This window comes from Enterobacteriaceae bacterium Kacie_13, assembly GCA_013457415.1.
Lineage (GTDB): Bacteria > Pseudomonadota > Gammaproteobacteria > Enterobacterales > Enterobacteriaceae > Rahnella.
Window position 1 is genome coordinate 1834617 of the sequence record CP045665.1, and the last position, 12113, is coordinate 1846729.

Annotated in this window: 13 protein-coding genes and 3 pseudogenes; 3 read left to right on the plus strand and 13 right to left on the minus strand. The window is 49.5% G+C overall.

Annotated elements, in window-relative coordinates; genetic code table 11:
• The first annotated feature begins 87 nt into the window (after positions 1-87).
• Positions 88-387 carry a DNA polymerase V gene (locus tag GE278_08345; protein QLK60769.1) on the plus strand — a complete coding sequence of 100 codons (300 nt, stop codon included), beginning with the start codon at positions 88-90 and terminating at the stop codon, positions 385-387.
• Between the two features lie 42 nt (positions 388-429).
• On the opposite strand, the gene GE278_08350 is transcribed toward GE278_08345, so the two are convergent.
• From GE278_08350 to GE278_08410, 13 genes and pseudogenes are all read right to left on the minus strand, one after another.
• Positions 430-915: a DUF3828 domain-containing protein gene (locus GE278_08350; protein ID QLK60770.1), complete on the minus strand. Its 486-nt coding sequence runs from the start codon at positions 913-915 to the stop codon at positions 430-432.
• A pseudogene (locus tag GE278_08355) lies at positions 915-1284 on the minus strand (hypothetical protein). The gene GE278_08350 and the pseudogene GE278_08355 overlap by 1 nt, the downstream one beginning before the upstream one ends.
• 177 nt (positions 1285-1461) lie before the next feature.
• A complete protein-coding gene (locus GE278_08360) occupies positions 1462-2379 on the minus strand; it encodes a hypothetical protein (GenBank protein ID QLK60771.1) in 918 nt (305 codons plus the stop codon).
• 49 nt (positions 2380-2428) lie between these two features.
• Positions 2429-2920 (minus strand): annotated as a pseudogene (locus GE278_08365) (hypothetical protein).
• A 221-nt stretch (positions 2921-3141) separates the two neighbouring features.
• On the minus strand, positions 3142-3378 hold the full coding sequence (locus tag GE278_08370) for a DinI-like family protein (protein ID QLK60772.1): 237 nt from the start codon (positions 3376-3378) through the stop codon (positions 3142-3144).
• A 9-nt stretch (positions 3379-3387) separates the two neighbouring features.
• Complete coding sequence (locus GE278_08375; GenBank protein QLK60773.1) at positions 3388-3630, minus strand: DinI-like family protein; 243 nt, start codon at positions 3628-3630, stop codon at positions 3388-3390.
• 42 nt (positions 3631-3672) lie between these two features.
• Positions 3673-4776 (minus strand): annotated as a pseudogene (locus GE278_08380) (tyrosine-type recombinase/integrase).
• Positions 4777-5322: 546 nt separating this feature from the next.
• Entirely contained in the window at positions 5323-5526 is a 204-nt protein-coding gene (locus GE278_08385) for a hypothetical protein (protein QLK60774.1), read from the minus strand.
• Positions 5527-5687: 161 nt separating this feature from the next.
• Entirely contained in the window at positions 5688-6659 is a 972-nt protein-coding gene (gene cmoB, locus GE278_08390) for a tRNA 5-methoxyuridine(34)/uridine 5-oxyacetic acid(34) synthase CmoB (GenBank protein QLK60775.1), read from the minus strand.
• Positions 6656-7399: a carboxy-S-adenosyl-L-methionine synthase CmoA gene (cmoA, locus tag GE278_08395; protein ID QLK60776.1), complete on the minus strand. Its 744-nt coding sequence runs from the start codon at positions 7397-7399 to the stop codon at positions 6656-6658. Before cmoA ends, cmoB begins: the two co-directional genes overlap by 4 nt.
• A 124-nt stretch (positions 7400-7523) precedes the next feature.
• Positions 7524-7919 (minus strand): hypothetical protein, encoded by a 396-nt coding sequence (locus tag GE278_08400; protein ID QLK60777.1) that lies wholly within the window; start codon positions 7917-7919, stop codon positions 7524-7526.
• Between the two features lie 109 nt (positions 7920-8028).
• Positions 8029-8847 carry a DUF72 domain-containing protein gene (locus tag GE278_08405; protein ID QLK60778.1) on the minus strand — a complete coding sequence of 273 codons (819 nt, stop codon included), beginning with the start codon at positions 8845-8847 and terminating at the stop codon, positions 8029-8031.
• A gap of 89 nt (positions 8848-8936) precedes the next feature.
• Positions 8937-9512, minus strand: a complete 576-nt coding sequence (locus GE278_08410) for a hydrolase (protein QLK60779.1) — start codon at positions 9510-9512, stop codon at positions 8937-8939.
• 348 nt (positions 9513-9860) lie between these two features.
• On the opposite strand from GE278_08410, the gene aspS reads away from it, so the two are divergent.
• The gene (gene aspS, locus GE278_08415; GenBank protein QLK60780.1) at positions 9861-11657 is read left to right on the plus strand and encodes an aspartate--tRNA ligase; all 1797 of its coding nucleotides are present in this window, start codon (positions 9861-9863) and stop codon (positions 11655-11657) included.
• On the plus strand, positions 11657-12103 hold the full coding sequence (gene nudB, locus GE278_08420; GenBank protein ID QLK60781.1) for a dihydroneopterin triphosphate diphosphatase: 447 nt from the start codon (positions 11657-11659) through the stop codon (positions 12101-12103). Before aspS ends, nudB begins: the two co-directional genes overlap by 1 nt.
• Positions 12104-12113: the final 10 nt, after the last annotated feature.

The following is a 12113-nucleotide window of genomic DNA, read 5'->3' on the forward strand; positions in this document are numbered from 1 at the left end:
GTGGAGTGACCTCTATTCCTTAGTCAGTGTCCAAGATCATTAGGCCACATCATATGCAAATGGTATAGCAAACCTGGTCAGCACCTTATGCGTTCCGAAAACTCGAGCTGGCGCGCCGGAATCAAAAAAGATTCAATCCTGGTGATCGATTCTGCCCGGCGGCCGCTCGAAGGCAGCATTGTTGTCGCAAATATTTGCGGCGAATATTGCATCAAGCGAATGCGGTTCAGCCCCACGCTGAGCCTGCAATCTCTCGACCAGCCAGATGAGGCAACATTGATCGAGGGCGGTGATCTAGAGGGAGAAGAAACGATAATTTTCGGCGTTGTGACGTTCATTATCAACGATGCGACGACAGATGAATTTGACGATATTCCATGTATCTGAGTAAAACTAAACCGCCAGAGAAGGCGGTTTAATTAATTTTCTTTACCAGCCCTGCTTGATCCGGCCTTCGCTGAAAATAGGTGACTCGTAATTGCTGCTAACATCTCGGACGCGATAAATTTTCCATATCCCGGACTCCTGCCGCAAATACGCTTCTAAATGTTCATGCCGGCCGCCACCGATCCCAAGGTACACATCAACCACTTTCCCGCCCATCAGATCATGCGCCGGGCCAGCCTTGAACGCCGGTATCCACGCCGCGTCATAATCTTGGGTATACGTGAAATAATCAGCCCCTAAAATGCCCTGCTCGGGGATTTTTTGGATCATGGCCAGCCGTTCTAATGTGTCAGCGGCTACGTAGCGGCGCATTTCTTGCGAATCATACGCAGGCGTTGGATCATTTAGGAATGCAGTGAGATAAAACTCATAGAAGCCCGTGACCTGGCTAATGGCCCGCTGGTTATCATCCGTGCGGCTACTACACGCGGTTAACAGTCCAATTGCCAGCAAAATGAGCATGCGCATTATTGTTTCCTGTAAATTTTATAAGCAGGGTGTGCAGCCCGGTAACCACCGCCAGGATACATCGTCCGCTGTCTGAAATCTGAATACCACGTTGTCCCATCGTACATAGCCATATGGCCACTGGGACTGCCACCGGCATACGGCTGAATAATCGCAACATCGCCAGAAAGAAGGGTAGATCCGGGCGGCACCTCGCGAAACCCGGCACGCTCAAGCGAGCCGCCGTAATCTTTCGCGTTCGGCGTTCTGTCGAGTTGAACACCACCATGCGGCAATAGCTTGCCGCGTATATTCAGCGCAACGACTTAATGATCCGCCGCTTGCGTGCGTCCTGATGTGTGAAACTGCAGCGTCCCTGTTCCAGCTCATGAGCCTTCCTAATAAAGAAAAATGAGCTGACAAAATACGCCTTTGTGAGAATCGGCAGAAAGTACAAAAAATGCGGATCGAAATTTTCAGATGTTTGTTAGTGAAGGGGGTTCATCGGAAACGAGTCAAACTTTAACCACAAAAAACCCGGCTCGGTGGCCGGGTTAGAGGTTCTTATCATTTAGTCCATGTTGGTTGGGAAATAAGAGTGTAACGCGGCTTTCCTATACCAACTGTTTTTTTTACGAAACGGCAATGACCGATAGTACTTAAATGTTTATTAATATCATCTGGATCTTCAACTGATTTGTGTATTTTCGCTGATTTGATTTCAGTCTCTCCAGCAATTAGGAATTCGCACTGACGTTTGTTAGGTAAAGTTCCTAAGAAGTAAACATTAGCCTCAAATTCTTCTTCGTGAACATTTTCACTACCAAGTTTTAAATGAGCTGTTTCAAGCTGTCTTGGATCACGAAACACCAAAGTAAAGTCATTATTTCTTAGAGAAAAAACAGTTTTGTTTTCAGATAGATAACTAATAAAAGACCTTATTTTTTCAAGGGCTCGATTATCTAAATCTTCCAAAGCCTCAGATAGAAGTTCATCATTATCATCTAGGCTGGCTTGTAAAATTTTCTGAGTTCTATCCAGGGCTTTTGCGACCAGCGTTTTCTCATCAAACCCTAATGGTGCGTCAGGACGGAATTCTTCCAAAACAAAACCGAATGATCCCTTCGCTGTAGATGTGATCATTAGATGGTTGTTTTCACTATTAGGTACTTTACCTGCTGAAGGCAACGCACCCATGAATGCGCTTGCTACATAGGAGATGGCTTCATCAAAAAAGGAAATAGCTTTTGTTCCAAATGATGCAGATATTCCATGAGTTCCCATTACTGGGGGACCTTTAAAAGTAATTATCGCTTTAGTAGGTTCATTTTCTCGTGGATCAGCCTTAGAAATTATCTTCTCGATGTTTTTTAGGCGTGATTCAAGGCTAATTCTGCTGATAGACTTACCAGCAGGCATAGCATCCAACAGCTTACTAACTTGCTCACGTTCACTGAGAGCAAAAACATAATCAGAACGATTCATGGTTAGCCTCCTCAGCTTCTGCTGTATCAAGTATAGTCAACGCAAAGGCATCAAGTTGCGGTGACAATGGGATTTGTACAAAGCCTTTCCAGGATAGATCCCTCTTATGCGCCCACATACTGTACCAATATACAGTTTTTGAGACAAGGTAAGCTCCTGACTCTTGGAGGCTTTCGAAGTAAGAGTCAACAAAGAAAGTTTGTTTTACAAAGCTTTGGTCAAAGATGAGCTGATTTCTTGCCATAACGATTTCATCTGTATCGCCTAGTTGAAGGTTGAAAAAAGTAACCACATCAACATCGTTTGGTGGCCTTTTTAAATTCATTTCAACATTTTCAGTAAAGCTCCCGTCAACCCATTGGAACCCATCAATTAATCCCACATCAGCAAGTGCTTTTCTGAAATTAAGAAAACCTCTCAGAATATTTCTTCGCGGTTGACTGAATGCGAATGTACTAACAAACTGTACAATGTTCATTTGGTATGGTGATCTATTAATACTGGTTGGTTCTGACTCGTCAATGGGGGGTATAATTCCCATATCATTCCATAATTGGGTTTTCAGCTCGGTCAAAGTTAATCCTTATTACCAACTAGTTAGCTCTTTTTTGTATGATTCAGTATAGATGCTGCCGAACGCACAACTGACCGACAACGAGCCATCAGTACAATGGGGTAAGCTATTAACATCATCATAGACCTTAAGAGTTAGAACACCAATACTGTTGAAATATCAGGGATTAAGTCAACTAGCGGAAAATTTTATGGCTGAAACCAGTCATCCGCGCTTTCCCACGTATCCTGCAGCATCACATCAATCACTTCTTTATCATGAGTCGTTCCGCCCATCACCGACATCCCATCACTGCCAGCTCGGCGAACGCTGAACGTGGCGCCTGGGTAATTCCTTTCAAGCCTTTTCTCAAACTCAGCTTTGAAGGCCTCGACCGCGCCTGCGGGCAGCTGCTTAGTTTTATCGATCAGCAATTCAACGTGCATAAATCCCCCTTACTCCACACCGAGCCAGTTACCGGCATCATCAAACATCTCTTCGACTATTCCCGCCAGAACAGCCTTCTGCGCCTTACTGGCGTCCGTGTTGATGCTGCTGAGCGTCACCATAGGTTTCACTTTCACATCAGCATCAGGGAAGGTGCCATGAACACGTTTGGGCAGTTCAGCCAGAATCAGCGCATTGGCATTCGGTATACCGGCCATATTCCTTTTGTCGTAAATCAGCTCAACAAACATAAATCACCTCATTTAATTATACTGGTTGCATGTACAGTGTAATTAAATTTTCAACTGATCAACCGATGACTTCAGTTTAAGCGTTTCAAATTTATCATGGAGTGACTGAGGGTATATTTCGCGATAAACCTTCCACAGAATATCTAATGACTTATGTCCAGTAACTTGTGCTACCTCCTCCAGGCTAAACCCAGCCTCAAACAATCGGCTGGCGCCTTCTCGGCGGAGGTCATGGTATTGAAGGTCTTCAACACCCAGTTCTTTAGTGACCTGCCGAAACGTTTGAGTCAGAGAGCGTTCCTTGAAGGGGAACACGCACTCGTCTTTTTCAGGCTGTCTTTCCAATATTTCCCAAGCTTGGCCAAGAAGAGGAACAACCATGTGGTTGCCTTCTTTTTTCCGAGGGTCTTTTCTATCACGAACCAGAACGGCTCTGTTCTTCTTATCGACATCAGACCATTGAATGCGTGTAACATCGCCTATTCTCATGCAAGAAAGCACGGAGAACATTAAAATGTCGGCAAAGGGTGCACCTGAATAGGAAGTGAGCGTTTTTTCCTTCAATCGCTCAATGATCATATCCAGCTCAATACCGGTAGGCCGGCGGCTTCGAGTATTACCTGCACCAATGATCCCCATCTGGCGCATGGTTTCTCTTGCGGTCACATATGCATCGAAATCTACAGAAATATCAAAAAGTGGTTTGGCTGAGCTAAGCGCCTTGCCAATATAATTGATGTCATGCGCTGCGGTAGAAGGTTGAACTGTTGCTCGCCTCATCACTGCGTGGTCGATGTATGAACTGGTGGTTAATTCATTTAAGGGGATTGTAGAAATGTGTCACCGGAGCACCAGGTTGAGTGTTTCTCGTTTTGAACGTCGAAATTTTACATGGGGGTGATCCATGTATTTCTGAATTAATTCGCCGAGGGTAAGGATTTTTTCAGATGGTTTGGTGGATAGGGGTAAACCGTTCTGCTCGATATCAGCAACAAGATTGACTCCCCATGCTTTAGCTAAACTCTGCTTGGTGAAGGTCTTCCTCTCACGATGAAGGTAAGCTCCATCTTCTTTAACGCCGACAGTGCAACGGTAACGCAATTCACCTGAAGCGTTGACTCTCTTCTCAATACTGTAATAGGCAATTTCAAACTGCCTCAGGGGGGCTGCAGGGGGTGCCGAGGAGAATAAAATAGCTTAAAACGTCTGTATAATCGACAATAATATACAGTATAAATATACAGTTATGGTGTTAACTTGTTGAATGTGAACGATAAATATTTTATTGAAAAGCTGGGCAATCCGTCATGTTGGCGGGGCTTTTTTTGTGCGCAGTTTTTTAACGCCACTATTCTGGCAAGCGTCCGCACTAACCCCAGGTCAGCAATGCTACGCCAAACATTCCGGCTTTAACCACCAGACACATAATAAAAAGGCCGAAAACGATAAAGGCTCTGTCTAAAAGGAAGCGGATCTTTCTGCGCATGATTTTCCCCGCGAAGCTGAAAGCATCGCGATGCTGATGAATAAGTTTGGCCGAATTTATACACGAAAAAGCAGTAATCAATCCATCAATAAAGCGCATAAAGCGGAAGCTTTACAAAGGCCTGTAGCCACGATCGTATTAACGGCAAAAAAGTGCAATTAATCCGGCGGGTTATCGCCATTTACGTCGTGTTACGGGCAATCAGGCTACTTCTCATAAAAGTTTTTAATGCGGATGGCGACGTCAATATTGGCCCAGTGCAGCTCATTTTCCTGATGCATGCTGCTGGTGCCGTCTCCCCACGTCACGTAGTACGACACATTTCCCTTTTCTGATTCAAACGCACTCATAACGGTACCTTTAATATCACCGGATCTGTGTTTAACGATACTGCCTTTAGGGAACTTCATATTTCCTCCCAAAAACGTAAACGACGATCTCTTTCACAACAAACGTATAGCAATAATAAAAGGTTAGACCCTTTTTACTGAAGTTGTTGCTGATGGTGTTACAGAACGTGTAGGGAAATAACAGAAAAAACTCCCGCCGCAAGGCGGGAGTGGAAGCAGAATTACGGCTTGCGGGCGATAAGCAGTGCGCGGCGGGGTGCAGGGTAGCCTTCGATTGTTTTTGTCGGATCGTTCGGGTCGAGGAATTCTGCTAACGATTCGCTGGTCATCCAGTCAGTGCGTCGCTGTTCATCTGTCGTGGTGACACTGACGTCTGCGATGCGCACATCCACAAAGCCACATTTGATAAGCCAGTCTTTCAGTGCGTCGGCAGAAGGAATGAAGTAGATATTACCCATCTGCGCATAACGGTCGCCTGGCACCAGCACCTGCTGGCTGTCGCCTTCAACCACTAAGGTTTCCAGCACCAGTTCACCACCGCTCACCAGCTGACTTTTCAGCTGATAAAGGTGATCCAGCGGCGAACGGCGGTGATACAGGACACCCATAGAGAATACGGTGTCGAACGCGTTCAACTCAGGCAACTGCTCGATGCCCAGCGGCAGTAAATGCGCACGCTGATCGCCACCCAATAATTTACGTACAGCTTCGAACTGGCAAAGAAATAGCTGCATCGGATCGATACCGACCGCCAGATGCGCACCCGCACCAATCATGCGCCACATGTGATACCCGCTGCCGCAGCCGACGTCCAAAATAGTGCGCCCGGTGAGGGGAGATATATGTGGCAGAACACGATCCCATTTCCAGTCAGAACGCCATTCGGTATTGATTTCCACGTCGTACAGCGAGAACGGCCCTTTGCGCCACGGCATCATATTGCGCAGCAGGTTTTCGATCCCTTCGCGCTGACCGGCGGGCAACGGCGTTTCCATTTTGGCGGTGACACTGTGCAACAAATCCAGACGTTCCGGCTTAATCAGTGGCAGGCGATCAACTGAGTTAAACCACAGTTTGAATTTGCCATGCAGGGATTCTTTCTGCCAGGCAGTCAGCTGAGACGGCAGGGTGTTTAGCCACGGACTTAGCGGGCCTTTGGCGATGACACGGTAAAAATCACCAAAATCGATCATGCGGGTTCTCCGGCTTTCAGCGCAATCAGTGAGCCGAAGTTAAAGCACTGGAACCAGACTTCCGTGTGCTGGAAACCGGCCTGACGCAGGCGGGTTTTATGAGTTTCGACCGAATCGGTCAGCATTACGTTTTCCAGCATGCTGCGTTTTTGACTGATTTCCAGCTCGCTATAGCCGTTCGCTCGCTTGAAATCATGATGCATATTGAACAGCAGCTCACCGACGTCTTTATCTTCGAAGCTGAATTTTTCCGACAGCACCAGCGCAGCACCTGGCCGCATTCCCAGATAGACCTGATTGAGCAGGCGCTGACGATCGTCAGGCTCAAGGAATTGCAGTGTGAAGTTCAGCACTACCATTGAGGCATTTTTCAGCTCAATGTCCAAAATATCGGATTCGATGACTGTTACCGGCGTTTCGGCGCGGAAGGCATCAATATGGCGACGGCAGCGTTCCACCATGGCAGGGGAGTTATCGACAGCAATAATTTCGCAGCCCTGTACCTTGATATTGCGACGCATAGAAAGCGTGGCAGCACCCAGCGAACAACCGAGATCGTAGACATTTGAATCCGGCTGAACGAAGCGTTCGGCGAGCATGCCAATCATAGAAATAATGTTGGAATAACCCGGTACGGAACGTTGGATCATATCGGGGAAAACTTCGGCCACGCGTTCATCGAACGTCCAGTCGCCGAGCTTATCTATTGGTGCAGAAAAAAGCGTATCGTGGTTTGCCATAGTGGTGAGTCAGGCCAGAAAAGAGTGTAGGTAAAAAGTGAGGGCAGATTTTAGCAGATACTGGCGCAGGCAGATACCTGCGCACCGGTGTTGACTGCAAACTGCCCGGAAAAATTGGCCGAAGTCAGTTGAAGGCGAGGAACTGTGACCACGGCAGGTAGATAATATTGACGACCACCATCAGCACCAGCGAGATGTAGGTGGCGGCCATGCCGTTGCGACGCCAGGTAAATTCGCGGTTTTTCAGACCATAATAGTGGAATAAGCGCCCGACAATCAGTAACAGACCGCACGCGTGAACCATCCATACGGCAGCACCGTTCATTTCCATAAACAGCAGTAATAAGCAACCGATGGGCAAATATTCGACGGCGTTACCGTGCACACGGATAGCGGTCTGCAATTCGTAGGAACCGCCGTCGCCAGTGGCAATGCGGTACTCCATGCGCAAACGTACGACATCGAAAGAGAGTTTGATCAATAGTATGGCGGCAAGCACGACGTATAACGCGCTAATCATGATGACTTCCTTGGTTATTCCAGGTAATCCGGCGGAATATTTTTCTTCTCCGCTGCCCGGCTATGATAACGGTCTGACTAAAACCTGTCGTCATGAAAAACTGAATTTTTCAGAACAACGTATCCTGTAACGGCCAGTCGGGCTCTTGCTGAACTGACGGTATCTGCTGGCGCAGTTGTTGCCACAGACTGCGAGCCTGTTGAGGGGCATCGGTGCAATCGGGCGTGTGGATGAATAAGTACGGTGAAAGCCCCTCGGACTCCCACGCCTGAAGTTTATTGATCCACTGCGCGAACAAGGGGCGGTTTGCTTCCAGCTGATCGCCGCCGATGAAACGGACGATAGGGCGCGACGCGGTGGCTAAGGCATGTAGCGGCAGAACAGGCTTTTTGCGTTTGGCTTCAAGCACAGCTTCGGTCATGGAGTTTGAACTGTGCACCGGGCGGCTGTCGAGAATGGCGCGATTAACGCCGCGTTCGTGTAAACCCTGATTCAGCCATCTTTCCGCATCGCCTTTGGCGAAAAACTCCTTATGCCTCACTTCAACACCGTAATCAAAACCGGCGGGCAGTGCGTCGAGGAACTGCCATAAGCGCTCCAGATGCTGGGGCGCAAAGGTGCCCGGAAGCTGCAACCACAGTTGTCCGATGCGTTCACCGAGCGGTTCGAGGGTACGGTAAAAGGTATCAACCTCTTCCTGACAATTGGTCAGCGCCGCTTTGTGGCTGATGGCAGAGGGGAATTTGAAACAAAAACGAAACGTCTCCGGCGTCATATCGCGCCAGCGCATCACCACGTCCTGTTTTGGCAGGGCATAAAACGTGGTGTTGCCTTCGACACAGTTGAAATACCGCGCATAATCCGCCAGATCGCGCAGTCCGATGCGTGCCCATGCGCTGTGATGCCATTTCGGTAAACCAATATACATGCCGGTATTCTCCCGTTCTTCCTTATGAAAACGCCGCCTCTGCGGGCGGCGTCTGGATAGTAAAAACAATGCCTTGAGGCAGGGTAACGCTACTGCGGCAGAGCGGCAAGCACTTCAGCGGTGGAGCGGACGCGGCTGATGCGTGGAAAAATAAACTGCACGCTGGACTGATGATGATCGTTGTTGTGCGCGCTGCACGCATCTTCGGCGATCACCAGCTCGTAGCCGTGTTCCCAGGCATTACGCGCGGTGGACTCTACGCCGATGTTAGTGGAGATACCCGCCAGCACGATGCTTTTAATGCCACGGCGGCGCAGCTGTAGATCCAGATCAGTGCCGTAGAACGCGCCCCACTGGCGTTTCACCACCAGTAAATCTTTGTCGGTCACCGCCAGTTGTTCCGGGAATTCCCACCAGCTGGCAGGTAAACCACCTTCAGGGGCAGCAGCCGGGATATCAACCGGTTGTTTCAGCGCTTCATCGAAGGAATCCGACCAGCCCACGCGAACCATGACGACCGGTGCTCCCAGTTTACGGAAGCGGTTTGCCAGTTCAGTCGCGTTATCCAGCACCTGCTGCGCTGTGTGAGGACCGCCCGCGAACGGCAGGATCCCTTTCTGTAAATCGATCAATACCAGTGCGGTGGTTTTAGGGTCAAGTTTCATGGCGTTAAGCTCCCGGTTATCTCGTTAATAGCGAAAGGAATAATGAACAGCGTGTACAAAGGGGAATGCGCGAGTCTATGCTAACGCGTGGGTCAATTTGGGGATAATTTTGTTAAATTATGTGTAGCAGGCAACATGAGTGAATTTCCGCGCCAGCCTTGACGTGTTCGCACTTATCCTGCGAAGGAAATTCCTTTATAATAGCCGCCTTTTTTAGAAGCTTAGATTTAGAACATAAGCAAACCTATTCCGCGCGCCGCGGCGTTTGCGGGCGGGCGACCAGAGTGAATAACCGTTTCTGTACCTGTGCGCCGTGAGGCCGGGTAGTGGGATCAAAAGGATACCGTTATGCGTACTGTATATTGTGGAAAGCTGAATGCGTCCAATGTGGGCCAGGAAGTGACATTGTGTGGCTGGGTTAACCGTCGACGCGATTTGGGTGGTCTGATTTTCATCGATATGCGTGACCGCGAAGGCATCGTGCAGGTTTTCTTCGACCCGGATCAGGCCGATGCCTACAAACTGGCCTCTGAGCTGCGCAATGAATTCTGTATCCAGCTGACCGGCACCGTCCGTGCCCGCCCTGAAAGCCAGTTCAATAAAGACATGGCGACCGGCGAAGTGGAAGTGTTCGCAAGCGGCCTGAACATCATCAACCGTTCAGAATCCCTGCCGCTCGATTCCAACCACGTGAACTCTGAAGAAGCACGTCTGAAATACCGTTATCTGGATCTGCGTCGCCCTGAGATGGCCAACCGCCTGAAAGCGCGCGCCAAAATCACCAGCTTCGTGCGTCGTTTCATGGACAGCCATGACTTCCTCGATATCGAAACTCCGATGCTGACGAAAGCCACGCCGGAAGGCGCGCGCGATTACCTGGTGCCAAGCCGCGTCCATAAAGGGAAGTTCTACGCGCTGCCGCAGTCTCCGCAACTGTTCAAACAGCTGCTGATGATGTCCGGTTTCGACCGTTATTATCAGGTCGTTAAATGCTTCCGTGATGAAGATTTACGTGCTGACCGTCAGCCAGAATTTACTCAGATCGACGTCGAAACCTCTTTCATGAGCGCCGAGCAAGTGCGTGAAGTGATGGAGAAACTGGCGCGCGAACTGTGGCAGGAAATCAAAGGCGTGGATCTGGGCGACTTCCCGATCATGACTTATGCGGAAGCGATGCGTCGTTTCGGCTCTGACAAACCGGACCTGCGCAACCCGATGGAAATGGTTGACGTTGCAGACCTGATGAAAGATATCGAGTTCAAGGTATTTGCCGATCCGGCTAACGATCCGAAAGGCCGTGTGGCAGCGTTGCGCGTACCAGGCGGGGCATCCCTGAGCCGTAAACAAATCGACGAATACGCGAAATTCATCGAAATCTACGGCGCGAAAGGTCTGGCTTATATCAAAGTGAACGAAGTAGCTAAAGGTCTGGAAGGTATTCAGAGCCCGGTCGCTAAGTTCCTGAACGCCGAACTGCTGTCTGCACTGATCGAACGCACCGGCGCACAAGACGGCGATATGATCTTCTTCGGTGCAGCCAGCGCGAAAATCGTGACTGACGCCATCGGCGCGCTGCGTCTGAAAGTTGGCCGTGACCTGAAAATTACTCAGGACGACGTGTGGGCACCGCTGTGGGTGATCGATTTCCCAATGTTTGAAGACACCGACGAAGGCGGTCTGAGCGCGATGCACCATCCGTTCACTGCACCGAAAGAGATGACTGCTGAAGAGCTGGCAGCCAACCCGGTTTCCGCGATTGCCAACGCCTACGACATGGTGATTAACGGTTACGAAGTTGGCGGCGGTTCCGTGCGTATTCACCGCAGCGAAATGCAGCAGACTGTGTTCAGCATTCTGGGCATTAATGAGCATGAACAGCGCGAAAAATTCGGCTTCCTGCTCGACGCCCTGAAATACGGCACGCCGCCACATGCGGGTTTGGCCTTTGGTCTGGATCGTCTGGTGATGTTGCTGACCGGCACCGATAACATCCGTGACGTCATTGCCTTCCCGAAAACCACCGCAGCGGCCTGTCTGATGACCGAAGCACCAAGCTTTGCTAATCCGGCGTCTCTGCTGGAGCTGGGTATTGCGGTAGTGGCGAAAAAAGAAGTGACGCCAGACACAAATACAGAGAATAACTAATGAGCGACAAGCGTCCTGAGTCGATACTGTGCGTCATCTACGCCAGAAACACCGGCAGGGTGCTGATGCTACAACGAAAGGATGACCCGAATTTCTGGCAGTCGGTCACCGGCAGTCTGGAGGACGGGGAATCCCCGAAAGACACCACACAGCGTGAAGTCATGGAAGAGGTCGGTATCGACATCGCAGGTGAAAACCTGACTCTGCAAGACTGCAATCGCTGTGTGGATTTTGAAATATTTGCGCATTTGCGCCATCGCTATGCTCCCGGCGTGACCCGCAACAAAGAACACTGGTTCTGTCTGGCGTTACCCGAGGAGCGTGATGTGGAACTTACCGAACATCATGCATACCGGTGGCTCGACAAAACGGCAGCGGCGGCGCTGACGGTATCCCCGAGCAACCAGCAGGCGATTGAAGAATTTGTAAACTATTCGGTCTGTTAAGACTTTAGAC